Raw genomic sequence first — 23,832 nt, forward strand, 5'->3', positions numbered from 1 at the left:
CGGGTAACACTCATGTTTGGTTTTTTTAAACGCAAGAATAAGCAAGATCCGCAACAGGCGCCTCAAGACAAGCAGGCGCAGGAGGAGCAGTTAAAGGAGCAGCCTCAAGAGCAAGCCGATGAGATGGACATTGCAACGCCCGAGACTTCCACTGACGTTGTTGAAGAGACCTCAGAAGCGCCGGAAACTTTGCCAGAGCCAGAGCCAGAGCCAGAGCCAGAGCCAGAGCCAGAGCCAGAGCCAGAGCCAGAGCCAGAGCCAGAGCCAGAGCCAGAGCCAGAGCCAGAGCCAGAGCCAGAGCCAGAGCCAGAGCTGACGCCCGCGCCCGCCTTGCAAGAGAAACCGGTGGCTGACAAAAGCGACCAGAAAGGCTGGTTTGCGCGTATCAAGTCAGGCCTGGGGAAAACCCGTGCCAACTTAACTGATGGCATCGCCGATCTGTTTTTAGGTAAAAAACAGATCGATGACGAACTGCTGGAAGATCTGGAAACGCAGCTGTTAATGGCCGACGTGGGCATTGATGCGACGACCGAGATTATTGGTCGCCTGGAAGCGCGGGTCTCGCGCAAAGAGTTGAACAACCCAGAAGCCCTCTACCATGGCCTGCAAGAAGAGTTGTCCGCCATGCTGGCGCCGGTCGCCAAGCCGCTTGTGCTGGAGAAAGCAGGCAAGGGGCCGTTTGTTATTTTAGTGGTGGGTGTTAATGGCGTGGGTAAAACCACCACCATCGGTAAGCTCACCCAGCGTTTTCAGCGCGAAGGCAAAAGCGTTATGTTGGCGGCCGGTGACACTTTCCGTGCCGCCGCTGTCGAACAGCTCAAAGTCTGGGGCGAGCGCAACAAGGTGCCAGTAATCGCCCAACACACCGGCGCGGATAGCGCCTCGGTGATTTACGATGCGGTAGCGGCCGCTACTGCGCGAGGTGTTGATGTACTCATCGCCGATACCGCCGGACGGCTACATAACAAAAGCCACCTGATGGAAGAGCTGAAAAAAGTCCACCGAGTGATGCAGAAGCTAGATGACACCGCGCCTCACGAAGTGATGCTGGTGCTGGATGCGGGTACCGGGCAAAACGCGATTTCCCAGGCCAGCACCTTTAACGACGCCGTGCCGGTCAGCGGGATCACGCTAACCAAACTGGACGGCACCGCCAAAGGCGGGATTATTTTCGCGCTGGCTAAACAGCTGGAAACGCCGATTCGTTTTATTGGTGTGGGGGAGGGCATCGACGATCTGCGCCCCTTTGAGGCCAATGATTTTGTCCAAGCGCTATTTGACCGCCAAGGGGACGATGCCAGCGCATGATCGCCTTTGAGCATGTGGGAAAACGCTACGGTGGACGCTTTGAAGCGCTGGCACATCTTAACTTTCGGGTTGCCCGGGGCGAAATGGTGTTTCTTACCGGCCACTCCGGGGCGGGGAAAAGCTCGCTACTACGCTTAATCATGCGCCTTGAGAAACCTAGCCGTGGGCGCGTCGTCGTAGCGGGGCACGACATTGCCCAGCTGCATGCTAGCCAAGTGCCGTTCTATCGGCGCCAAATTGGCGTGGTTTTCCAGGATCATCAGCTGCTCTTTGATCGCAGCATTTTTCACAATGTTTCTCTACCGTTGGAGATTCAAGGGGTTGAACCTCGGGAAGCCGCCCGCCGTGTGCGTGCCGCGTTAGATAAAGTGGGGCTGCTGCATCGTGAAAAGGCGTTGCCCATAGAGCTCTCCGGCGGCGAGCAGCAGCGGGTCGGCATTGCCCGGGCGGTGGTTAATAAGCCCGCGCTACTGCTTGCCGATGAACCGACGGGCAATCTGGATCCCCAGCTTTCGGCGGATATCATGGCGCTATTTGAGGACTTTAATCGGATTGGTACCACCGTGATGATCGCCAGCCACGATTTGGCCCTAATTGCCCGACTGCGCCACCGCATCCTGCGCTTAAGCGACGGCAGGTTGGTAGCCGATGAGGGGGCGGTATGAGGTCATCCGCGACACCCAAGCGTCGTCAGGGAGCAGCATTAAAAACGCCGCGCAAAGCCGCTGTTAAACCAGCGGTTGAGAAAGCCCAAGCGCCACAGCGGGGCGCCAGGTCGCAGCAAACGCGCTTTTCCAGCCGCCTGCGGGCATGGGGGCGCCATCACCGCAGTATGGGGTGGGATAGCTTTCAGCGCTTGATACGCTATCCGCTGGGTAATCTTCTGACCATGCTGGCGATCGCTATTGCACTGGTACTGCCTGCGGCGCTGTGGCTAACCCTGGATAGTGCCCGTCTGCTGGATGCAGAGCTTGATGAGAGCGCCACCCTAACGGTCTACCTGGAGTTGAGTGCTGATGATGCCCAGTCGCTGCGTATCGAGGAGGCGGTCAACGCGGAACCGGACGTGCTCGAAACCCAGCTGATCAGCGCCGAGCAGGGTATGGCGGAGTTCCAGCAGTCGCTGGGGCTCGATGATGCCTTGGCAGGGCTGGAGAGTAACCCGCTGCCTATCAGTATGGTGGTACGCCCAGAAAGCGTTGATCCAGTTGCCATGCAGCAGTTGGCCGCCCGTCTTGAAGCGCTCGCTGGGGTGGATGAGGTGCGTCTTGACCTGGCCTGGGTAGAGCGGCTGAGAAACCTAGCCGAGCTAGGTCGCCGTGTAGCGCTGGCGCTAGGGGTGCTGTTTGGTTTAGGCGTGCTGCTGGTGGTCGGTAATACCATTCGTCTCTCGGTGGAGAGTCGTCGCCGGGAAATTGAAGTCGTGATGCTCATTGGCGCCACGCATGCCTTTGTGCGACGGCCTTTCCTGTACAGCGGTGCTTGGTACGGCTTAGGCGGGGGGCTGTTGGCACTAGGTTTGTTAGGTCTGGGCAATCACTGGCTTTCCCTGCCGGTATCCGCTCTGGCGGCAAGTTACGGGGCGAGTTTTTCTTTACCCCAACTCGACGTGACAGGCTCTACAATTCTGCTATCTTGCAGTACACTACTAGGTTGGTTGGGTGCCTGGTTGGCGGTGACTCGTCACCTTTCGAGTATTCGGCCAAGATAATTGATGAATTCTAAGCAGCTAATGCGATACTGCTGGTAATGCTTAACCTGCGAACTTTATGCTTGCGTTAAGGTCTCAATATCGCAGACATTCGTATGACTGAATGTGTATGACTGAATTAGTATCACGGTTTTGTAATAGGTTATTGATAACGTGCTACGTCAACCACGATGGGTTACAGGGGAGACCACCTGCACATGAGCACTAGTCTTCTACCGGTGGGGCAGCTTTCGCCCGGCGGCGATCTGGGCGGTTACATCCGCGCAGTCAATGGAATTTCGGTATTAACGGCCGATGAAGAGCGTGAGCTCGCTTATCGCCTCTATGATGAAGGCGATCTGGAAGCCGCTCGTCGTTTGGTACTGTCGCATTTGCGCTTTGTGGTGCATATCGCGCGTAGCTATTCGGGCTATGGGTTGCCCCAAGCGGATTTGATTCAAGAAGGTAACGTTGGCTTGATGAAAGCCGTCAAGCGCTTCGATCCGAACCAGGGCGTTCGTCTGGTTTCGTTTGCCGTGCACTGGATTAAAGCAGAAATTCACGAATTTGTGCTGCGCAACTGGCGGATCGTTAAGATTGCCACGACCAAAGCCCAGCGCAAGCTGTTCTTTAACCTGCGCGGTGCGAAGAAGCGTTTGGCGTGGTTGAACAACGACGAAGTGGACGCCATCGCCAAAGATCTCGACGTTAAGCCCGAGATCGTGCGCGATATGGAAGGGCGCTTGTCGTCTTACGATGCAGGCTATGATGCTCCGGCAGGCGATGATGAAGAGAGCACCTATCAAGCGCCGGTGCACTTCCTGGATGATTCCGCTTCCGACCCTGCCACGCAGTTGGAAGATAGCAACTTCGAGGAAGACTCGACGCGCCGTTTGCAGCTTGCCCTCGAAGGGCTTGATGAGCGCTCGCGGGATATTCTCCAGCGCCGCTGGTTAGCCGATAGCAAAGAGACGCTGCATGATCTGGCCGACGTCTACGGCGTCAGCGCGGAGCGTATTCGCCAGCTCGAAAAAAATGCCATGAAAAAGCTGCGTCAGAAAATGGGTGAGGAAATGGTCGCCTAAGACCACGCTGAATGCACAATTTGTGGCTTTTCAGCATTAAAAAAACCGGCTCCCGTTAAAGGAGCCGGCTTTTTGTGCAGCCAGCACGCGAGCCTAAGCAGGCTGTGCCGTGGCGCGCAGTAAGTGGGCCGACAGCAGCGACCACTGATCTTCCCAATGTTCGGTGGGCAAGCGCTTAAAGTCGCTGCGCACATACTGTGAAATTCGCCCCTCCGCCTGGGCCGCTAACAAATTGGCAGCGGCAGAGGCCGGAATCGTGGGGCGTAGGCCTTCACGCAGTTCGGCTTCGCGCAGAATCTGCTTAAGCTGCATTTCCAGGCGTTCAAACAGCTGGTTGACCCGCTGGCGTAGCCGTGCGGTTTCGCCGGTGAGTACGTCGCCGCCCATCACTCGTGCCAGGCCAGGATTTTTCTCAGCAAAGCCCAGCAGCAGCGCGAGTATGGTGCCGCAGCGGGAGGTAGCGTCGGGAACGTCTTCTAAAATACGCGTGATGCGGGCAAAAATACTCTCTTCGATAAAGTCAATCAGCCCCTCAAACATACGCGCTTTGCTGGGAAAGTGGCGGTAGAGCGCCGCTTCTGAAACGCCTACCTGGCGGGCGAGGGCGGCTGTGGTAATGCGCTTGCCGCTATCTTCCTCGAGCATCAATGCCAGGGCTTGGAGAATTTGCTCGCGGCGGCGAGGTTTTTGATCTTCGCTCATAATGTGACCTCCGTCGCGGTTAGCTCGCGTCCTTGATTTGAGTACCTACCCCAGCATTGGTGAAAATTTCCAGTAACACCGCGTGGGGGACACGGCCATCAATAATGTGCGAGCTGTTCACGCCGCCCTTCACTGCATCCAGCGCGCAGCGGATTTTGGGCAGCATGCCGCCATAAATCGTGCCATCGGCGATCAGGTCATCCACCTGAGCGGTGCTTAAACCGGTGAGCACTTCACCTTCGGTGTTCATTAACCCGGCGACATTGGTGAGTAGCATCAGCTTTTCTGCATTGAGCGCTTCGGCGATCTTTCCCGCTACCAGGTCAGCGTTGATATTGTAGCTGTGGCCTGCGGCGTCGACGCCAATCGGTGCAATCACCGGAATAAAATCACGCGCTGCCAGCATCTCGATAAGCTCGGTTGAGATCGACTCCACTTCGCCCACATGGCCAATATCGATGATCTCGGGCGCCGTCATTTCGGGACTTTGGTGCTCAACTTTGAGCTGGCGGGCACGAATTTGTGAGCCATCTTTACCGGTCAAGCCAATCGCTTTACCGCCGCTTTGATTGATCAGGTTGACGATGCTTTTGTTGACCAAGCCGCCCAGTACCATCTCGACCACGTCCATGGTTTGCGAGTCGGTAACGCGCATGCCGTTGACGAAGCGAGATTCAATGTTGAGCTTTTTGAGCAGGTCTCCGATCTGCGGCCCGCCGCCATGCACCACCACCGGGTTGATGCCGACTTCCTTCATTAACACGATATCGCGGGCAAAGGAGTCGATCAGGGTGCTTTCGGTCATGGCGTTACCGCCATATTTGACCACCACGGTTTTGCCGGAGAACTGCTGAATATACGGGAGGGCTTCGGAAAGCACCTCCACAACGACCTGGGGATCGCGACTGGCTGAACTCATGAGGTTGTCCCTTGCGAACGTTTATTATGCTGCTAACGTTTATGCTGATTGAGTGGTGAGGGTCGCGCTTTCTAGGTGGTCGCGATCCCTTCAGCGCCTAACTATTTGAAGAGCTATCTGTCTACTGGGGTAGCTCAATGTCTGGCGCGACGCGCCGAAGCGCGTCGTTAAAAACTGCTTTGATGCGTGCTAGCGCGGCCTCGTCTTTCCCTTCAAAGCGCATGACCAGTGCAGGCGTGGTGTTCGAGGGGCGGCACAGCCCCCAGCCATCCTGGTAGTCAACGCGAATGCCGTCCAAAGTTGTTTTTATACCTTCGCCGAAGTCGCCCTCGCGAGCAAGCTTATCCACCAGAGAAAATTTGTTATCGTCGGTAACCGCTATATTAATTTCCGGTGTGGCAACGTCTTGAGGGAAGTTGGCAAAAAAAGTATCGGCGTCGTCGGCTTGATTGGCGAGAATCTCTACCAGCCGAGCGGCGGCGTAGAGGCCATCGTCAAAACCATACCAGCGCTCTTGGAAAAAAATATGCCCACTCATCTCGCCACCAAGCTGAGCGCCGGTTTCCTGCATACGCGCCTTGATCATCGAGTGCCCGGTACGCCACATTTCCGGTTCGCCGCCGGCCTCGCTGATCACTTTGACCAGGTTGCCGGTGCACTTAATATCGAAAATAACCTTGGCCCCAGGTTGGCGCGCGAGCATATCGGTGGCAAACACCATCAGCAGGTGGTCGGGATAAATCAGCTTGCCAGTGGGTGTGACAACGCCCAGACGGTCGCCATCACCATCGAAAGCAAGGCCAATGTCGGCCCCGGTTTCGTGCACTTTGCGGATCAGATCCTGGACATTTTCCGGCTTGCCCGGATCAGGGTGGTGATTGGGGAAATGGCCGTCAATTTCCGCAAACAGCGGGATGGTCTCAATACCTAACCGTGCCAGCAGCTGCGGACCGAGTTCCCCGGCAACGCCGTTGCCGCAGTCGACCACGGCTTTTATCGGTCGGTTGATCTTAACGTCGCCTAGAATGCGCGTTAAATAGCGTTCACGAACATCCTGCTGGGTGATACTGCCTTGAGCATTGTCTAAGCTACTGTCTAGGTTGCCGGACTGGATACGTTCAAACAGGGCTGTAATCGCATCACCAGAGAGCGTTTCGCCGCTCAGCACAATTTTAAAGCCGTTATAGTCAGGCGGATTGTGGCTACCGGTGACCATTACGCCTGAGTGGGTGCCTTCCAGTATGTGAGTGGCGAAGTAGAGCACCGGGGTGGGCACCATGCCGATATCGATCACATCGCGCCCTGCGGCGTTCAGGCCACGCATCAGCGCTGCTTGCAGCCGAGCGCCTGAAAGGCGACCGTCGCGGGCGACTACCACGCTGGATTCGCCCCGCGCGGCGGCCTCAGAGCCGACAGCACGCCCGATCATTTCTACCGTCTCTTCAGTGAGTGTGTCGTCAACGATACCGCGAATATCGTAGGCGCGAAAAATCGAAGCGGGTACAGACTGTGCGTTCATAGGGCTTCCCAGCTAAATAGACGTTTCCTTAAAAGGGTTCCTAAACAGGCGCGACCACTCGTTACTGACTGCCCGTACTGCCAAACCCGGCGCCGCCCCTTGAGGAGTCTTCAAACGCGTCCACCAAGGAGAGTTCGGCCTGTACCACAGGCACAAGCACGTACTGTGCCAGCCGATCGAAGGGGGTTAGCGTAAACGAGCTCTGACCACGGTTCCAGACCGAAATCATTAGTTCGCCCTGGTAATCTGAGTCGATTAAACCCACTAAATTGCCTAGCACGATGCCATGTTTATGCCCCAAACCGGAGCGCGGTAGGATCATGCCTGCCAAACCCGGATCTTCAATATAGATGGCAATGCCGGTGCGTACGAGCTGGCAATCGCCGGGCGCTAATATTAACGGCTCATCCAGCAGGGCGCGCAGATCCATTCCCGCCGAGCCAGCTGTCGCGTAGGCAGGGAGGTAGTCGTGCAAACGCTCATCTAATACTTTGCACTGCAGGCGGGGGCGGGCACTCATGGGGATTCTCCAGATGTTTTCGTAGCGGCTGTTGTGGGTAGTAGGGCGAGCGCTTGACGGATGATGGTGGTGGCCAGCTGTGTCTTCGGCTGTGCAGCTTCTGAGCGGCTCTCGACGCCTTGAGGGGTGCGCCAGAGTATCCAGGCGGCGTTCTGGTCGCTGCCAAAGCCCAGGCCAGCCTGGGAGACGTCGTTGGCGACGATCATATCCAGCCCTTTGCGCTGTAATTTATCCCGTGCGTAACGCTCAATCTCCTGGGTTTCGGCGGCAAAGCCGATCACCAGCGGGCGCTGTTTGGCGGGCAGTGCCGCGACGCCGGCGATGATATCGGGATTTTTAACCAGGGTCAGGGTGAGTGTGTCGCTATCATCCTGCTTTTTGAGCTTATGCTCGGCAGGGGCTGCCGCGCGATAGTCGGCGACAGCCGCGCAGCCGATAAACAGCGCCGCTTGAGGCGCTAGCCGCTGAGCTTCAGCGTGCATCTGCTCGGCTGACTCAACGTCAATTCGCGTCACGCCCTGGGGAGTGGGTAGGTCAACCGGCCCACTGATCAGCGTCACCTTGGCCCCTTCAGCTACCGCGGCTGCGGCCAGGGAAAAGCCCATTTTCCCCGAGCTGTGATTGGAGATGTAGCGCACGGGATCCAGTGGCTCACGGGTAGGGCCAGCGGTGATCACAATATGGGGTGCATGTGAGTGAGGCGCTGTGGTGATAGGGGCAGCAAACAGCGCCGTAACCGCGCTAAAAATCTCTTCAGGCTCGCTCATGCGGCCTGGCCCCACATCGCCACAGGCCTGGTCACCGGCGGCGGGGCCTATGAGCTGCCAACCGTCATGCTCAAGCTGCGCTACGTTACGCTGGGTGGCGGGGTGGCGCCACATAGCCTGGTTCATCGCCGGGGCAATCAGTTTGGGCGCTTCTGAGGCCAGGCAGAGCGTAGTGAGCAGGTCGTCGGCCATACCGTGCACCAAACGAGCGATAAGGTCGGCAGTCGCCGGAGCGATCAGCACTATATCCGCCCAGCGGGCCAGCTCAATATGGCCCATGCCCGCCTCGGCTTCGGGGTCGAGTAAAGAGGTGCGCACAGGCTCGCCGGAGAGCGCCTGCAGCGTGAGCGGGGTAATAAAGGCCTGGGCCCCGTCGGTCATCACCACGCGCACCTCGCAGCCCACCTGCTTGAGCAGGCGCACAAGCAACGCGCTTTTGTAGGCAGCGATACCCGCACTAACGCCGAGCAGTACGCGTTTGCCGGCGAGCGTCGACGCGCTTGTCGAGTTAACAGCAGAGGCCATGGTCAGTGATCCATATCCGCGTTCGTAAGGAGGCTTACCATACCATTGGCACCAACAATTTGGCATATTGAGCACAAACAAGGTTAAGCTAGGTTTAATGAGGCTTATGGCTGTAAAGCTATGCGTGTTGAGGCTGGCTTCGATCGACAAAGATGGGCAGCGCGGGTGAGGTGCGATGGGAATTAATCACTGGCCGGAAGGTGAGCGGCCCCGGGAAAAGCTATTAAATACTGGCGCCCAGGCGCTCTCAGATGCCGAGTTGCTGGCAATTTTTTTGCGTGTTGGCGTACAGGGTCGTTCGGCGGTCGATTTAGCGCGGGATTTACTCAGCAGTTTCGGTGGTTTGCGCCAACTGCTAGAGGCCGATCAGGAAAGCTTCTGTGCTGCCCGTGGGTTAGGTAGCGCCAAGTACGCTCAGCTCCAGGCGACGCTTGAGCTGTCGCGGCGCCATTTAGCCAGCCAGTTGGCGCGGGGCAATGCGCTGACATCACCTGCCTTGGTGCGCCACTACCTGAGTTCGCAGCTACGCCATTTAGGGCATGAGGAGTTTGCGGTGCTTTTTTTGGATACTCAGCACCGAATTATTCGCTATGAATCGCTGTTTCGCGGTACCCTAGACAGCGCATCCGTTTACCCCCGCGAAGTTGCCAAGCGCGCATTAGAGCTGAGCGCTGGCGCCGTTATCCTGGCGCATAACCACCCTTCTGGTGTGGCAGAGCCAAGCGATGCTGATCGACGTATCACGGAACGCCTCAAAGAGGCGCTGGTACTTTTTGACGTGCGCGTGCTGGATCATTTCGTGGTGGGGGATGGAGAAGTGATCTCTTTTGCCGAGCGCGGCTGGCTATAAGCAGTATAAGAATGCACTGTTCTATGCCGTTTTGATTAAGTAAAATGAGCAAAAAAGTGCTTTTCCAGCCTTTTTTGTGGGTTTTGCTTGCTGTAAGTCGGGTGCTCTGGTATAAAGTGCCACCTTTAAACTTGGGTTGAATAACGGATTTGGATAAAGCTTGGCGGTTAACGGCGTCGACACCTTCCCTGCTCCGGTTTGCCCGACAGTTTTGAACACTCAGGTTATTATATCCTGGCCAAGCAGTTGGAGGCTCTAATGTCCAAAGTATGTCAGGTTACCGGCAAGCGTCCGGTAACTGGAAATAACGTTTCACACTCCCAGCGTAAGACACGTCGTCGTTTCTTGCCGAACCTGCACACCCATCGTTTTTGGGTTGAGTCTGAGAACCGCTTCGTCAAGCTGCGCGTTTCCACTAAAGGAATGCGCATCATCGACAAGAAAGGTATCGACACAGTTTTGGTTGCTATTCGTAAGCGTGGCGACGCTATCTAAGCCAGCTTTATTATACAAAGCCCTTTGGGCCAGGTATTTTGGGCCAAGCATTTTGGGAGAGTTAAACCATGCGCGATAAAATCAAGTTGGTGTCCAGTGCCGGTACAGGCCACTTCTACACCACTGATAAGAACAAGCGGAACACTCCGGATAAATTCGAATTCAAGAAATTCGACCCGGTCATCCGTAAGCACGTGATCTACAAGGAAGCGAAGATCAAGTAATCGCTTTTGCGATGTTGATCGGCTTCCACTGCAGGCGAGCGCCTGTTCAAAAACCCGGCCTCAAGCCGGGTTTTTGCATGCATGTCTTTCGTGTGTCGCATGCTTCGCTAAACCACCTTCATTAGGCTGTCACTACAGGCAGGTACGATGTCTAAATATGCCCGAACTTCCTGAAGTTGAAACCACCCGACGCGGGATTGCTCCCTATATTGAAGGCCAGGAAGTCACCGAAGTGCTGGTGCGTCAGCCGCGGCTGCGTGTGCCTGTGCCCGATGATCTGGCCGAGCGGTTGGTAGGTGCGCGCATTGGGGGGTTGATGCGGCGGGCAAAATACCTGCAGATTCCTATCCAGGCTGGCGGCGCGCTTGAAGGTGACGCTAGCGCGACGCTGCTCTGGCACTTGGGTATGTCGGGCAGTCTGCGGATTGCCCGGGTGGGGGATTTGCCTAAAAAGCATGACCACGTGGATGTGGTGACTGCCAGCGGCTATGTGCTGCGCTATCACGATCCCCGTCGGTTTGGCTTTGTGGATTGGCAGGCCGCAGACGCAGCGCAGGATAAACGGCTTGCTCACTTGGGCCCTGAGCCGCTGTCTGATGCGTTTAACGGCAAATGGCTCTACACGCTCTCGCGTAACAAGCGCGTGGCAGTAAAACCGTTTCTGATGGATAACCAGGTGGTTGTTGGTGCCGGGAATATCTACGCGGCAGAGGCGCTCTTTATGGCCGGCATTGATCCCCGCCGTGCGGCGGGAAGAGTTTCCCGTGCTCGCTATGACGCCTTGGCCCTGGCCGTGAAAGAAGTGCTGGCGGCGGCAATTACCCAAGGTGGCACCACGCTGCGGGACTTTGTCAGTGGCCAGGGTGAGCCCGGCTACTTTGCCCAACGCCTTAATGTTTATGGCCGCCACGGCCAGCCCTGTTTGCGCTGTGGCGCTGAGCTTCGGCGCATTACGCTTGGCCAGCGTGCTAGTGTGTTCTGCCCCGGCTGCCAGCGCTAATGGCTACCTATCAGTGCTACTGTTTTATTTAAGTATTGCTTTGCCTCATCTTTTGCCTTGCCTCCGTTTTTAAGCCCAGGTTTTAAGACACAGGTTTTTAAGGCAAGGTTTTAAAGACAAAATTTTTGGAGATTGCTGTGACCCAACGCCTGCGCCTGAATAAAAATGCCGACCGCCGTCTTAAAGCGGGCCATCTTTGGATCTACTCCAATGAGGTGGATATCAAAGAGACGCCGCTGAAAAACTTTGCGGCAGGCGAAACCGCACTGGTAGAAGCCTCCAATGGCAAAGTAATGGCCGTCGCGTATGTAAACCCTCATTCGTTAATTGCTGCCCGGATAATGTCTCGTGACCCCGAGATGCGCTTGGATCGTTCGCTGTTTGTACACCGCTTTAATCAAGCGTTGGCACTGCGTCAGCGCCTTTATGCGCAGCCGTTCTACCGCTTGATCCACGGCGAAGGCGACCTGTTGCCAGGTTTGGTGATCGATCGTTTTGGTGATGTCCTCGTCGTGCAACTCAATACCGCGGGTATGCAGGCGCTGGCGGATGAGATTGTCGATGCGCTGGAAAAAGTCGTCAAACCGGAGGTGATCGTCTTCCGTAACGATACTGGCGGCCGTCGTCAGGAAGGTCTTGAGGCCCACGTTGACGTCATCAAAGGCACGCTGCCTGACGAAGTGGTGCTCGAAGAGAACGGCGCTCGCTTTGTGGTGCCGGTGCTGAACGGTCAGAAGACCGGCTGGTTCTTTGATCACCGGGTTAATCGCGAGTGGATCAATCGCAATGTGGAAGGTAAGCGCGTGCTGGACGTATTCAGCTACGTAGGCGGTTGGGGCGTGCAGGCGGCTGTTCATGGCGCGAAAGAGGTGATGTGCCTGGACTCTTCAGGCCCGGCGCTGGCTCAAGTGGCGCGCAACGCCGAGCTGAATGGCGTGCAGGAGAAGGTAGCGGTTAGTGAGGGAGATGCATTTGAAGCGTTAGCAGCGTTGAAGGCAGAGGGCGAGGAGTTTGACGTGGTCATTCTTGACCCGCCAGCGTTTATCAAAAAGCGCAAGGACATTCCCAACGGTGAGCGTGCCTACGCCCGCTTGAACCGCGAGGCCATGCGCCTGCTGGGTCGCGATGGTCTGCTGTTGTCTGCGTCCTGCTCCATGCACCTGGCGCCCGAGCGGCTAATGGACGTAGTGCGTGGTGCGGTTCGCCACCAGGATCGTCACGGGCAGGTGATTTTCCAAGGCCACCAAGGGCCTGATCACCCGGTGCATCCGGCTATCCCTGAAACGTCTTACCTGAAGGCGCTGGGTGTGCGTGTGTTCCGCGACTAGTTCAGGTAGCTAGAGTTCAGAGAAGTCAGCGTGTAGGGGAGTAAAAGGTACACAGGAGTTAGCCGATGGAGTGGGCGCTGCCCGATCCTTTTGTGATCGATATCCGCGTGGCCGATGAGGCGATCGATGCTTATCAGCACGTCAACAACAGTGAATACCTGCGCTGGGTTGAGCAGATTAGCTGGGCTCACTCGGTCGCGCTCGGCCTCTCTCTTGAGCGTTACCGAGAGCTTGATCGGGCCATGGTGGTTCACCGCCACGAGCTGGATTACCTGGCGCCTGCCTTTGCAGGTGATGAGCTACAGCTGGCTACCTGGATTGTCGATTGTGACGAGCGCTTTAGTTTGACCCGCCGTTTTCAGCTGGTGCGAGTCAAAGACGCTAAAACGTTGCTTTACGCCCGTACACGCTTTGCCTGCGTGGCGCTTTCAACAGGGCGGCCCAAGCGCCTGCCCGAGGAGTATCGGCGTATCTACGGCGGCGCAGTTATTGTGGAGTGACGTAGAACGAAGTGGATTTTTTCGTGCAGAACCGGCAATCGCTAGATTTTTCTCCTAAAAAACGCCTTACCCGGCGTTTTTTTTGTTTTGCGTTCCTGGGGTGGTGGTCAACGTTAGCTGTGCTGTAATTTGCTTAGCAACATGACTGACCTTTAAAAGCACAGGAAAAATCCAATGAAAATTGCTGTCCCCAAAGAGATCAAAAATCACGAGTATCGCGTGGCCTTAACCCCTACCGGCGCACGGGAATTAGCCGGGCGCGGCCATCAGGTGAGCATTCAGGCCGGAGCCGGTGAAGGTGCAGGCTTTAGCGATGCTGATTTCCAAGCCGCCGGTGCGCACATAGAAGCAGATGTGGACACTTTGTGGCGCAACGCTGAGTTAATCCTCAAGGTGAAAGAGCCGCAGCCGGACGAGGTAGCGCGACTCGCCCCACAGCATACACTGTTCACCTATCTGCACCTGGCCGCCGAAGAGCCCCTTACCCGTGGGCTGATGGAGAGCGGTGCCACCTGTATCGCCTACGAAACCATTACCGATGCCCGCGGTGGCCTACCGCTGCTGGCGCCTATGAGCACCGTAGCGGGACGAATGGCGGTGCAGGCTGGGGCCCATAGCCTGGAGAAGGCCCAGGGCGGTGCGGGCGTGCTGCTGCCCGGTGTGCCGGGTGTGGCGCCAGGTAAGGTAACCGTGATTGGGGGTGGCGTGGTAGGCGAAAACGCTGCGCGCATGGCGTTAGGGTTAGGCGCGGAAGTTACCATTCTGGATAAGTCGTTAGCGCGGCTTGAAGTGCTGGATGACCGTTACCAGGGGCGCATTAAAACCGTTTACTCCACCGCAGACGCGCTGGAAACGGCCACCCGTGAGTCTGACATGATCATTGGCGCGGTGCTGGTGCCCGGCGCCGCTGCGCCAAAACTAATCACTCGCAGTATGCTGGCTGATATGAAGCCTGGCAGTGTACTGGTCGATGTTGCCATCGATCAGGGCGGCTGTTTTGAAACCAGCAAGCCCACCACCCATGCCGAACCGACCTATATCGTCGATGGGGTGGTTCACTACTGTGTGGCCAATATGCCCGGCGCGGTAGCACGTACGTCCACCCAGGGGCTGACCAACGCCACGCTGCCCTTTGTACTCGCCCTGGCAGATAAGGGCTGGCAGCAGGCGCTGCATGACGACCCACACTTTCTCCCGGGCCTTAACGTGCACGCGGGGCAAGTCACCTACCAGGCCGTAGCGGATGCCTTTGGGCTGGAAAGTATCGACCCTGCGAGCGTTGTTGGCAGCTAAACTGTTGAAAGCTAGCTGTCGGCGGCTAATTAATGAGTCGCATCCGGGGCTGGCGTTAGTTCAGTAGTGGGGCGGAAGTTCATCCTCGGGGCGCTGGCCGCCCTGGGGTTCGCTTGCCTGGAGTGCCTGGTGCTGCTCACGCAGGCGTTCGCGCATTAGGCCGCTGAGTTGCTCCAGTTTCTCCAGGCGGCGTTCCTGTTGTACCACCGCTTGATCCAGGGTATCCAGCCAGTGCTCTTGATGGGCTATGCGACTCTCTAAAGATTCAAGACGTTGAGCCAGGTCAACAGGCGATAATTCATGTGTCATGATAACATTGCAGCCTTATGTAGTAGTATGCCGGTGCTATTGGGAATGGGCCTGATAGTGCGGGTATTGTCCTTCGTCTGTTACCCATACAACAAGAGAGCTTTTTTTTTCTATGAACCCAAAAGTTGTGTTTCGCTGTTTCTTAATCAGTGTATTACTTGCCGCCCCCACGCCACTTTTGCTGGCGGGGATTGTTCATTTAACCGATAGTGCCCTCGCCGAGCTGTGGATGGCCGAGTTGGCAATCAGTGGAGTTAGCGGTGTCTATATTGCCGTTGCGATAGGTAGTTTTATTGTTCTGTGTATTGGCACATTAGCGTCTGCCGCTTTTGCGCCCTCGATCGTGGTGGCGTCCGATGCTGTGGTTCGTCCCAAGCCAGCAACGCGCCAACCCCAAGCGGCTGCACCGTTGGACGATGATGAGGAGGAAGACATCATCGATCCTAACGATGGCCGCGAAGAGGGTGAAGTAAAGTGGTTCAATACCAACAAAGGCTACGGTTTTATTACCCGCGATAATGGCGAAGATGTGTTTGTACACTTCCGTGCCATTCGTGGTCGTGGCCCGCGTATGTTGGCAGAAGGCCAAATCGTGCGTTATCACGTGATTAAAAATGAGCGTGGTTTGCAGGCCGACGATGTCAGTATTATTGAGTGAGCCCAACGGCTAGTTAAATTGATCGTTGGATAGTAACGACCCCGCTTCGGCGGGGTCGTTTACGTTTAAAGCGCTCGATTAACGCCCTGAATCGGGCCACTCTATTGCCCCTTCTTTGCCACCGGGCAACACTTGCCAGAAGCGGTCAGGGTCATCACCGGGGTGCCAGCCGCCCAGTGAGCAACGTATTTCGGTTTGCAACGCTTCCGCGGCCTGTTGGGCACACTCTTGGTCGGTCATCCACGGCGTGTGGTTGCTATCAAACCATAGGCTGGCAAAGCCATCAGCGGCTTTGTCTACCAGCAATACCGGCACGCAGTCACCCTGGTATTGGCCGCGGGTTTGCCATTTACCTTTGCCTGCGGGGCTCAGCGGTGGCGCGATTAGTGCGCTTTTCAACCACTCATTGAGCGCATCAAGCGACACGCTGGCTAGGTAAATCTCTATATCGGGGTAACGCTCCATCATAGGTTTACCTCACCGGAGGAGAGTAGCGCTTGCAGCGTCGCTTCGTAAATCCGGCTTAAGTCGTCCAGATCGCTGGCGCGAACGCGCTCATTGACCTTGTGGATGGTGTCGTTGAGCGGGCCTAGCTCGACCACTTGAGCGCCAAGGGTGGCGATAAAGCGGCCATCCGAGGTGCCGCCGCTGGTAGAGAGCGCCGGGCGCTCGCCGGTCACCGCTTCAACGCCTTTAATGGCGGCGTCAACCAGCGCGCCTTCCGCGGTTAAAAACGGCTCGCCGTTGAGCGTCCAGTCTATCTGATATTCCAATCCATGCTGGTCGAGAATGGTTTCCGTGCGCGCTTTGAGCTCATCAGAGGTCACCTCGGTGGAGAAGCGAAAGTTAAACACCACTTCCACGTCGCCAGGGATCACGTTGGTCGCCCCGGTGCCTGCGCGCAGATTGGAAATCTGAAAGCTGGTGGCGGGAAAAAAGTCGTTGCCCGCGTCCCAGTGCTCGTTGACCAGCGCATCCAGCGCTGGCATGGCCTGGTGGATGGGATTGCGCGCTAAATGCGGATAGGCCACGTGACCCTGCACGCCTTTAATGTGCAGCGTGGCGCCCAGTGAGCCGCGACGACCGTTTTTGATCACATCGCCCAGGCGCGTGGTCGAGGATGGTTCGCCGACAATGCAGTAGTCGAGCCGTTCATTACGCTCGCGCAGGTGCTCGACCACCGCGCGGGTGCCGTCGACTGCCGGGCCCTCTTCATCGGAGGTGATCAGAAAAGCAATACGGCCATCGTGATTCGGGTGGTTGGCCACAAAGCGCTCAACGGCGGTCAGCATTGAGGCTAAGCTGCCTTTCATATCCGCCGCGCCACGTCCGCACAGCATGCCCTCATCATCAATGCAGGGCTCAAACGGTGGGTACTGCCAGTTGGTATAGGGGCCGCTGGGCACCACGTCGGTGTGGCCGGCAAAGGCCACCACCGGGCCGTGATGGCCGCGAACCGCCCAGAAATTCTTTACGTCGCCAAACGGTAGCCGCTCAATATGAAAACCGAGCGCTGCTAAGCGCTCGATCATGAGTTCCTGGCAGCCCTCGTCGTCCGGCGTTACCGAGGCCCGGCTGAGCAGCTCAAAGGCGAGCGTGAGCGTCGGCGACAGTCCTTCAGGTTCAGTTGTGGGCATGCAGCGCCTCGTTCAGGGCGATAGCACTTTTATTGGTCAAGCACTCAATGCGGCCATTCTGGGAGTTGCGGCGCCATAGCTGATCGTCTTGCCCGGCCAGCTCGCGGGCGGCAACGGTGTTCACTTCCTGGCCCTGATCATCCAGTAAGGTCACTTTGGAGCCAGCGGTGATATACAGCCCTGCTTCTACCGTGCAGCGGTCACCCAGGGGAATGCCGATGCCTGCGTTGGCGCCGATCAAGCAGCCTTCCCCGACCTTAATGACGATATTGCCACCGCCAGAGAGAGTGCCCATGGTGGAGCAGCCGCCGCCCAAGTCGGAGCCTTTGCCGACCATCACGCCGGCTGAGATGCGGCCTTCGATCATGCCGGGGCCTTCGGCGCCCGCATTGAAGTTGACAAAGCCTTCGTGCATGACGGTAGTGCCTTCGCCCAGGTAAGCACCCAGACGTACGCGGGCGGTGTCGGCAATGCGGATACCGGTAGGCACCACGTAGTCAGTCATTTTGGGGAATTTATCGACACAGTCGACGGACAGCGCGCGGCCCGCCATACGTGCCTTCAAGCGGCGCGTAGGCAGCTCTTCAATGTCGATGGCGCCTTCGTTGGTCCAGGCAATATTGCGCAGAAGGCCAAACATGCCGGTGAGATCGAGACCGTGAGGTTTGACCAAGCGGTGGGACAGCAGATGCAGCTTTAAATACACCTCTGGCGCGGTTTGTGGCGCTTCGTCGCTCTCCAGGAACATCGCGACCAGGGGGCGCTGGCTGACAGAGAGCGCTTCGGCAAGCTCTGCCTGGGCGGAGTGCCCCGCGGCTTCTAACGCTTTAGCCAGGCGTGTGCAGTCTTCGGGCAAAAAGCTGATGGCGGCGTTGCCTTGGGGGGCGTCCAGAGCTTGTTTGGCGGCTTCCACCAGGCTGGCGGGTGGGTTGAGCAGCGGCGCCGGGTAGTAGATTTCCAGCCAGTCGCCCTGGGTGTTTTGGGTGCCGATTCCAAGCGCAAAGCTCAGCATAAGAAGGTGTCCTGTAGTGATAAATAGTGAAGAAAAGCAGGCAAAGCCAAGGTGCCTAGTTGCTTAAGTGCTTAGTTTCTCAAGTATCTAGTTGCTGAAGCACTTAGCCACTTGAGTACTTAGCCGAGCTTGTCGTAATCGCCCTCGCGGTAGCCGACTAAGATAGTGGAGTCGTCTACTTCGAGCAGCGGCCGCTTCAGCAGTGTGGGGTATTTCATCAGTAGCTGGCGGGCCGAGTTGGCGTCGTAATCTTTTTCCTCATCGGAAAGTTCGCGCCAGGTTTTGCTACGTTTGTTAATGACTTCCACAAGCGGCACGCGATGTAAAATGTGTTCTAGTAGCGCAGCAGATAGACCATCTTTGCGCAGATCGTGGGTTTTATACAGCAGCGCTTTCTCATCCAACGCTTTACGCGCTTTGCGGCAGGTATCGCAGTTATCGATGATATACAGCGTCAGCATACGACCTCCTGAGAATGTTGAACCAGAGAATGTGGAATAAGTTAACCGCGCTCGATGAGATGGCGAATTCGTTGGGCGGCTTCAAGGGTGGGCGCTAGCTCAGCCACCAGCGCTAGGCGCAAACGCCCTGAGCCGGGGTTAACGCCACTTTCACCCCTGCGTCCCATTAGGCTGCCGGGCAGTACGCTAACGTGCTGTTCGGCAAACAGCCTCTGCGTGAAGGCGATATCGTCGCCACCGGGCACCGCAGGCCATAGGTAAAAGCTAGCTTGTGGCGCGGGAAAATCCATGACTGGGGCAAGCACCTGGGTGACCGCGCTAAATTTTTCGCGGTAGGCGTCGCGGTTGGCGCGTACGTGCTGCTCGTCCTGCCAGGCGGCGATAGAGGCGTGCTGCAACGGCAGCGACATGGCACAGCCATGGTAAGTGCGGTAGCGCTTAAACGGTGCGAGCAGTGCCGCATCCCCCGCCACAAAGCCCGAGCGCAGGCCCGGCAAGTTGGAGCGCTTGGAGAGCGAGTGAAACACCACGCAGCGCCGGTAATCATCACGACCCAGCTCGGCGCAGGCTTGCAGCAACCCCGGTGGTGGGGCTGTTTCGTCAAGGTAGAGCTCCGAGTAACACTCGTCCGAGGCGATAATAAAGTCGTGTTCGTCGGCGAGGGCAATCAGCTGCTTAAATTCATCAAGGGACGTGACTGCACCGGTGGGGTTGCCCGGCGAGCAGATAAAAACGATTTGCACGTCGCGCCACGTCGCGGCGGGCACGGCGTTAACGTCAGGTCGAAAATTGTTCTCAGCGGTACAGTCTAAATAGAGCGGCTCACCGCCTGCCAGCAGCGTCGCACCTTCGTAGATTTGATAAAACGGATTGGGCACCGCGACTTTCGCCGGGCGGGTGCGATCCAGCGCCGCCTGCACAAAGGCAAAAATGGCTTCCCGAGTGCCGTTAACGGGCACCACGTGCCGTTCGCTGTCGAGTTCGCGCAGTTGAAAGCGTTGGCTTGCCCAGTTGGCGATGGTTTGGCGGAGCGCTGGCAGGCCATTGGTCGCGGGATAACGGGCCATTTCCAGCTGGTGCGCCACCAGCGCTTCAAGCGCCGCAGGAAAGGGCGCGTGCTGGGGTTCGCCAATGGTCAGCGGAATATGCGCCAAGTCAGCTGGGGGCGTTAATGCGGCCTTCAGCGCGGCCAGCTTTTCAAACGGGTAAGGATGCAGGGCGTCGAGGTCGGCGTTCATGATGTGTCCGTTGATGGCTGGCGGCGTAAACCGTCGATTATAGGCAAGGCCCGGTGCAGGCTCAAACCTAACGAGGGTGTGATTTTGCAATGAATACTTTTACAGACACTCGATAGACGGGAGCGAGGGTAGGTTGGAGCGAGGGTCTTTCGCCATGGCCGGAAAAAATTCCTGACAATTCCGGCATTTCCGCCATCCCTGGCGGTCAGATGGCGAAAGTAGCGCCCCTGGAGGGGTTCACAGCGCCCTCGCGGAAACCTACCCTCGCCCCCAGGCTTGGCACTACAATCTCTGCATCAGCCTCGGGGTTCGGTGAATTATCTTTTAAACGCCCAACACTTCAATCAGACGTTCGCGCAGCTGCTGCTGGCGCTCGGGGTCAGTCAGCGGTTCGCCTGCTTTGGTGGTAATAAAAAAGACGTCTTCTACCCGCTCGCCGAGGGTGGCGATTTTTGCCGCGGACAGCGAGATGTCCTGCTCCATAAAGATACGTCCCACCCGGGCCAGCAGGCCGGGGCGGTCGGGAGCCGTTAGCTCCAGCAGCGTGCGCTCATTGGCCGGATCCTGCTCAATCAGCACCTCCGTGGGTACCTTGAAATGCTTGAGCTGGCGCGGCGTGTGGCGGGTGACGATATCCGGGTAGTCGTCAGGGTCATCGAGCTCTTCCACCAGGTGCCGGCGCATCTCTTCGATGTGGCCTGGGTCACGTATGGGCTGACCATGGCTGTCGAGCACAATAAAGGTGTTTAGCGTCCAATCGTTGTGGGAGGTCGCAATGCGCGCATCGTGAATCGAGAGCCCCAACTGCTCCATGGCAGCGGCGGTAGCAGCGAAAAGGTCGTCCACCGAACGGGTGTGGATAAACACTTTGGTGCCGCCTTCGGACATGTCCGCAGTAGGTGCGCTGATCAACACCAACGGCAGCGGCGACTGGTTGTGATTGAGAATGCCCTGGGTCTGCCAAACGATTTCGCTGGGGGCGTACTGCAGGAAGTAGTCTTCCCCTAGCGATTCCCAAAGATGATCGATTTGCTCACGATTAACGCCGATGGTTTGCAGCAAAGAGCGTGCTTCGGTGCGCGTTTCCCGCACCCAGTCGTCGCGGTCGGGCGGATTATTCAGGCCGCGGCGCAGGGCACGCTTGGTTTCGGCGTACAGCTGGCGTAGCAGCGACGCCCGCCAGCCGTTCCACAGTGTGGGGTTGGTGGCATTGATGTCGGCCACGGTGAGCACGTAAAGGTAGTCCAGGCGCGTTTCGTTACGCACGATCAAGGCAAAATCACGAATCACATCGGGGTCGCTGATATCGCGCTTTTGCGCCGTCATCGACATCAATAGATGGTGCTCAACCAGCCAACTGACCAGGTTCGTGTCGTGGGGCGAGACGTGGTGGCGCTGACAAAAATGCTCAACGTCCCGGGCGCCGATTTCCGAGTGGTCGCCGCCGCGGCCCTTGCCAATGTCGTGAAACAGCCCGGCGATCCACAACAGGTCGAGCTTGGGCAACTGCTGCATCAATGCCACCGCCACTGGAAAGTCACCCTTCGCTTCCGGTTTGCGAAAATTGTGCAGAAATTTGAGCAGCAGCAGGGTGTGGGCATCGACCGTGTAAATGTGGAAAAGGTCGTGCTGCATCAGCCCTATGGCGCGGCCAAATTCGGGCAGGTATTTGCCCAGAATCCCGTAGCGGTTCATGCGCCGCAACTGGCGGGGCACATTGCCGGGGGCGCGCAGAATAGCCATAAAGAGCCGCTGGTGGCGCGGGTCTTCCCGGTAGTGGTCGTCAATCTGGTGGCGATGATCGCGAATTAGTCGGATGGTATCGGCACGCACTCCTTCGATTTCGGGGTGCTTGGCCATCAGTAGGAATAGCTCCAGCATCGCCGCGGGGCGTTCACGGAAAAGTGTCCGCGAGCGAACCTGGATATAGCCGCCTTTGGTCTCGAAGCGCTCGTTGAGTTTGACGGTTTCCAGCGCTTCTTTGCCGCGCAGGATGACCTCGTCAAAGTGCTGCAGCAGCATATCGTTGAGTCCCGCCAGCGCGGTGACGTGCCGGTAATAGCGCTTCATGAACTGCTCAACCGCCAGACGTTCCGGCGTATCGCGAAAGCCAAACATTTCGGCGATGGTGCGCTGGTGGTCAAACAGCAGGCGGTCTTCGGCGCGGTCGGTAAGCATATGCAGGGCATAGCGCACCTGCCACAAGAACGCCTGCCCCTGGCTTAAAATGCGCAGTTCGGCGTCGTTCATAAAGCCGTTGGCGACGATATCGGTGTACTGTTCGGTACCGAAGTGGCGCTTGGCCACCCAGCCGATCATCTGGATGTCGCGCAGCCCGCCGGGGGAGCTTTTGAGGTTCGGTTCTAAGTGGTACTCGGAGTTGTTGTAGCGGTAGTGGCGCGAAATCTGCTCCTGCCACTTGGCTTCAAAAAAGCGATCGGCGGGCCAAATATGCTCGGCGCTGAGGCGTTCGCGCATCGCTTCGCGCAGGCTTTCTGGCCCCGCAATCAGGCGAGATTCGAGCAGGTTGGTAATCACCGTGACATCCGCTTCGGCTTCCCGCTCGCAGTCGCTAAGCGAGCGAACGCTATGACCAATTTCCAGGCCAATATCCCACAAGAAGGTGATAAAGGCGGTCAGCGGTTCACGATAGGCGGTGTCATCGTCCTGCTCCAATAGCAGCAGCAGATCGATATCCGAGTGGGGGTGTAGCTCACCACGGCCATAACCGCCTACCGCCACCAGCGCAATTCCATCATCGGGCCACTCGTGCTGCGCCCAGGCAATCGCCAGCAGCTGATCCAGGTACCAGGCGCGGCCGCGCACAAGGTCGCGAATGTCTGCACCGGCGCGAAACTGGTCGTCCAGGCGCGCTTGTAGCTCGCGCAGCGCGGCCTTGAAGGGAGCAACTGGCGAGCGAGATCCGGCAAGCTCAGTGCGGAAAAGATCCAGGTCGTAAAGCGTGGTGTCCGGCTCAAACCGGTGGTGGTGTAGTAGCATCAGTTGGGTAGAAAACTGAAGTCTTCATCGCCACGCGCGGTCAGTACTTCTACACCGCCCTCGGTCACCAGCAGCGTATGTTCCCACTGCGCTGAAAGGCTGCGATCTTTGGTAACGGCGGTCCAGCCATCGCGTAGCACCTTGGTTTTATACCCGCCGACGTTAATCATCGGCTCGATGGTAAAGCACATGCCTGCGGCGAGCTTAATGTCGGCATCCGGTGCATAACCATCATAGTGAAGGAACTGGGGCTCTTCGTGGAACTCGGCGCCGATGCCGTGGCCGCAGAAGTCGCGCACGACGGAGTAGCCGTTGCTTTCGGCATGTTTTTGAATCACGCGGGCAAGCTCCGAGAGGCGCACGCCAGGCTTCACTCGCTCGATGCTTTTATACAGGCATTCCTGAGTAATGCGACACAGCCGTTCGCCCTGAATCGTCTCACCCACTACGAACATCACGCTGGAGTCGCCGTGATAGCCGTCGGTGGTCTTAACGGTGATATCCAGGTTCATGATATCGCCATTTTTAAGCTTCTTGGCGTCGTCGGGGATGCCGTGGCACACCACATGGTTGATCGACGTGCAGGTCGCCTTGGGAAAACCATGGTAGTTCAGCGGTGCAGGGGTCGAGCCCAGCTCGTTAACAATATACTCATGACAGAGACGGTCAATTTCCCCCGTGCTAATGCCTGCCTGGATGTGGGGGGTGATCATTTCAATCACGCTAGCCGCTTGGCGCCCGGCTTCGCGCATGTGTTCGATTTCAGAAGGCGTCTTGATAGGAACGTTCATG

At 57.4% G+C, this 23,832-nt stretch carries 25 protein-coding genes; 12 read left to right on the plus strand and 13 right to left on the minus strand.

Features of this window, described 5'->3' with window-relative positions; all coding sequences use genetic code 11:
* The first annotated feature begins 12 nt into the window (after positions 1–12).
* From ftsY to rpoH, 4 genes are all read left to right on the plus strand, one after another.
* The gene (gene ftsY / locus ACW17M_RS17375; RefSeq protein ID WP_457547853.1) at positions 13–1,308 is read left to right on the plus strand and encodes a signal recognition particle-docking protein FtsY; all 1,296 of its coding nucleotides are present in this window, start codon (positions 13–15) and stop codon (positions 1,306–1,308) included.
* On the plus strand, positions 1,305–1,973 hold the full coding sequence (gene ftsE / locus ACW17M_RS17380) for a cell division ATP-binding protein FtsE (protein ID WP_022520212.1): 669 nt from the start codon (positions 1,305–1,307) through the stop codon (positions 1,971–1,973). The genes ftsY and ftsE overlap by 4 nt, the downstream gene beginning before the upstream one ends.
* A complete protein-coding gene (ftsX, locus tag ACW17M_RS17385; protein ID WP_027957754.1) occupies positions 1,970–3,019 on the plus strand; it encodes a permease-like cell division protein FtsX in 1,050 nt (349 codons plus the stop codon). Before ftsE ends, ftsX begins: the two co-directional genes overlap by 4 nt.
* 197 nt (positions 3,020–3,216) lie before the next feature.
* Positions 3,217–4,083, plus strand: a complete 867-nt coding sequence (gene rpoH / locus ACW17M_RS17390; protein WP_022520210.1) for an RNA polymerase sigma factor RpoH — start codon at positions 3,217–3,219, stop codon at positions 4,081–4,083.
* 93 nt (positions 4,084–4,176) lie between these two features.
* Here the strand turns inward: rpoH and slmA are convergent, their stop codons facing one another.
* The 5 genes from slmA to coaBC form a co-directional block, all read right to left on the minus strand.
* Entirely contained in the window at positions 4,177–4,785 is a 609-nt protein-coding gene (slmA, locus tag ACW17M_RS17395) for a nucleoid occlusion factor SlmA (RefSeq protein WP_022520209.1), read from the minus strand.
* Between the two features lie 19 nt (positions 4,786–4,804).
* On the minus strand, positions 4,805–5,704 hold the full coding sequence (argB, locus tag ACW17M_RS17400) for an acetylglutamate kinase (RefSeq protein ID WP_007111740.1): 900 nt from the start codon (positions 5,702–5,704) through the stop codon (positions 4,805–4,807).
* Between the two features lie 121 nt (positions 5,705–5,825).
* Complete coding sequence (locus tag ACW17M_RS17405; RefSeq protein ID WP_457547854.1) at positions 5,826–7,223, minus strand: phosphomannomutase/phosphoglucomutase; 1,398 nt, start codon at positions 7,221–7,223, stop codon at positions 5,826–5,828.
* Between the two features lie 61 nt (positions 7,224–7,284).
* Positions 7,285–7,743: a dUTP diphosphatase gene (gene dut / locus ACW17M_RS17410; protein ID WP_022520207.1), complete on the minus strand. Its 459-nt coding sequence runs from the start codon at positions 7,741–7,743 to the stop codon at positions 7,285–7,287.
* Complete coding sequence (gene coaBC, locus ACW17M_RS17415; RefSeq protein ID WP_457547855.1) at positions 7,740–9,035, minus strand: bifunctional phosphopantothenoylcysteine decarboxylase/phosphopantothenate--cysteine ligase CoaBC; 1,296 nt, start codon at positions 9,033–9,035, stop codon at positions 7,740–7,742. The genes dut and coaBC overlap by 4 nt, the downstream gene beginning before the upstream one ends.
* Before the next feature lie 175 nt (positions 9,036–9,210).
* On the opposite strand from coaBC, the gene radC reads away from it, so the two are divergent.
* The 7 genes from radC (at position 9,211) to ald (ending at position 14,725) form a co-directional block, all read left to right on the plus strand.
* On the plus strand, positions 9,211–9,885 hold the full coding sequence (gene radC / locus ACW17M_RS17420) for a RadC family protein (protein ID WP_009288617.1): 675 nt from the start codon (positions 9,211–9,213) through the stop codon (positions 9,883–9,885).
* Positions 9,886–10,143: 258 nt separating this feature from the next.
* Complete coding sequence (rpmB, locus tag ACW17M_RS17425) at positions 10,144–10,380, plus strand: 50S ribosomal protein L28 (RefSeq protein ID WP_022520205.1); 237 nt, start codon at positions 10,144–10,146, stop codon at positions 10,378–10,380.
* 68 nt (positions 10,381–10,448) lie between these two features.
* Positions 10,449–10,604, plus strand: coding sequence for a 50S ribosomal protein L33 (gene rpmG / locus ACW17M_RS17430; RefSeq protein ID WP_022520204.1), 156 nt, complete (start codon positions 10,449–10,451; stop codon positions 10,602–10,604).
* Between the two features lie 157 nt (positions 10,605–10,761).
* Positions 10,762–11,604, plus strand: a complete 843-nt coding sequence (gene mutM / locus ACW17M_RS17435; RefSeq protein ID WP_138800393.1) for a bifunctional DNA-formamidopyrimidine glycosylase/DNA-(apurinic or apyrimidinic site) lyase — start codon at positions 10,762–10,764, stop codon at positions 11,602–11,604.
* A gap of 137 nt (positions 11,605–11,741) precedes the next feature.
* A complete protein-coding gene (locus tag ACW17M_RS17440) occupies positions 11,742–12,932 on the plus strand; it encodes a class I SAM-dependent rRNA methyltransferase (protein ID WP_138800394.1) in 1,191 nt (396 codons plus the stop codon).
* Between the two features lie 65 nt (positions 12,933–12,997).
* Positions 12,998–13,432, plus strand: a complete 435-nt coding sequence (locus ACW17M_RS17445) for an acyl-CoA thioesterase (RefSeq protein ID WP_009288620.1) — start codon at positions 12,998–13,000, stop codon at positions 13,430–13,432.
* A 174-nt stretch (positions 13,433–13,606) separates the two neighbouring features.
* Complete coding sequence (gene ald, locus ACW17M_RS17450; protein WP_009288621.1) at positions 13,607–14,725, plus strand: alanine dehydrogenase; 1,119 nt, start codon at positions 13,607–13,609, stop codon at positions 14,723–14,725.
* Between the two features lie 60 nt (positions 14,726–14,785).
* Here ald and ACW17M_RS17455 read toward each other — a convergent pair whose 3' ends face one another.
* Positions 14,786–15,034 (minus strand): SlyX family protein, encoded by a 249-nt coding sequence (locus ACW17M_RS17455; protein ID WP_022520200.1) that lies wholly within the window; start codon positions 15,032–15,034, stop codon positions 14,786–14,788.
* A 112-nt stretch (positions 15,035–15,146) separates the two neighbouring features.
* Here ACW17M_RS17455 and ACW17M_RS17460 point away from each other — a divergent pair, with 112 nt between their 5' ends.
* On the plus strand, positions 15,147–15,692 hold the full coding sequence (locus ACW17M_RS17460; RefSeq protein ID WP_022520199.1) for a cold-shock protein: 546 nt from the start codon (positions 15,147–15,149) through the stop codon (positions 15,690–15,692).
* A gap of 78 nt (positions 15,693–15,770) precedes the next feature.
* On the opposite strand, the gene ACW17M_RS17465 is transcribed toward ACW17M_RS17460, so the two are convergent.
* From ACW17M_RS17465 to map, 7 genes are all read right to left on the minus strand, one after another.
* Positions 15,771–16,160 (minus strand): hypothetical protein, encoded by a 390-nt coding sequence (locus ACW17M_RS17465; RefSeq protein ID WP_009288622.1) that lies wholly within the window; start codon positions 16,158–16,160, stop codon positions 15,771–15,773.
* Positions 16,157–17,329, minus strand: a complete 1,173-nt coding sequence (gene dapE / locus ACW17M_RS17470; protein ID WP_041157514.1) for a succinyl-diaminopimelate desuccinylase — start codon at positions 17,327–17,329, stop codon at positions 16,157–16,159. The genes ACW17M_RS17465 and dapE overlap by 4 nt, the downstream gene beginning before the upstream one ends.
* A complete protein-coding gene (gene dapD, locus ACW17M_RS17475) occupies positions 17,316–18,341 on the minus strand; it encodes a 2,3,4,5-tetrahydropyridine-2,6-dicarboxylate N-succinyltransferase (protein ID WP_027957761.1) in 1,026 nt (341 codons plus the stop codon). The genes dapE and dapD overlap by 14 nt, the downstream gene beginning before the upstream one ends.
* Before the next feature lie 119 nt (positions 18,342–18,460).
* Positions 18,461–18,802, minus strand: a complete 342-nt coding sequence (locus tag ACW17M_RS17480; RefSeq protein WP_022520197.1) for a Spx/MgsR family RNA polymerase-binding regulatory protein — start codon at positions 18,800–18,802, stop codon at positions 18,461–18,463.
* A gap of 41 nt (positions 18,803–18,843) precedes the next feature.
* Positions 18,844–20,040: a succinyldiaminopimelate transaminase gene (gene dapC, locus ACW17M_RS17485; protein WP_443603637.1), complete on the minus strand. Its 1,197-nt coding sequence runs from the start codon at positions 20,038–20,040 to the stop codon at positions 18,844–18,846.
* A gap of 324 nt (positions 20,041–20,364) precedes the next feature.
* Positions 20,365–23,040, minus strand: coding sequence for a [protein-PII] uridylyltransferase (locus ACW17M_RS17490; protein ID WP_022520195.1), 2,676 nt, complete (start codon positions 23,038–23,040; stop codon positions 20,365–20,367).
* Positions 23,040–23,831 carry a type I methionyl aminopeptidase gene (gene map / locus ACW17M_RS17495; protein ID WP_027957763.1) on the minus strand — a complete coding sequence of 264 codons (792 nt, stop codon included), beginning with the start codon at positions 23,829–23,831 and terminating at the stop codon, positions 23,040–23,042. The genes ACW17M_RS17490 and map overlap by 1 nt, the downstream gene beginning before the upstream one ends.
* Position 23,832: the final 1 nt, after the last annotated feature.

This window comes from Vreelandella sp. 2A-K22 (genome assembly GCF_054065485.1).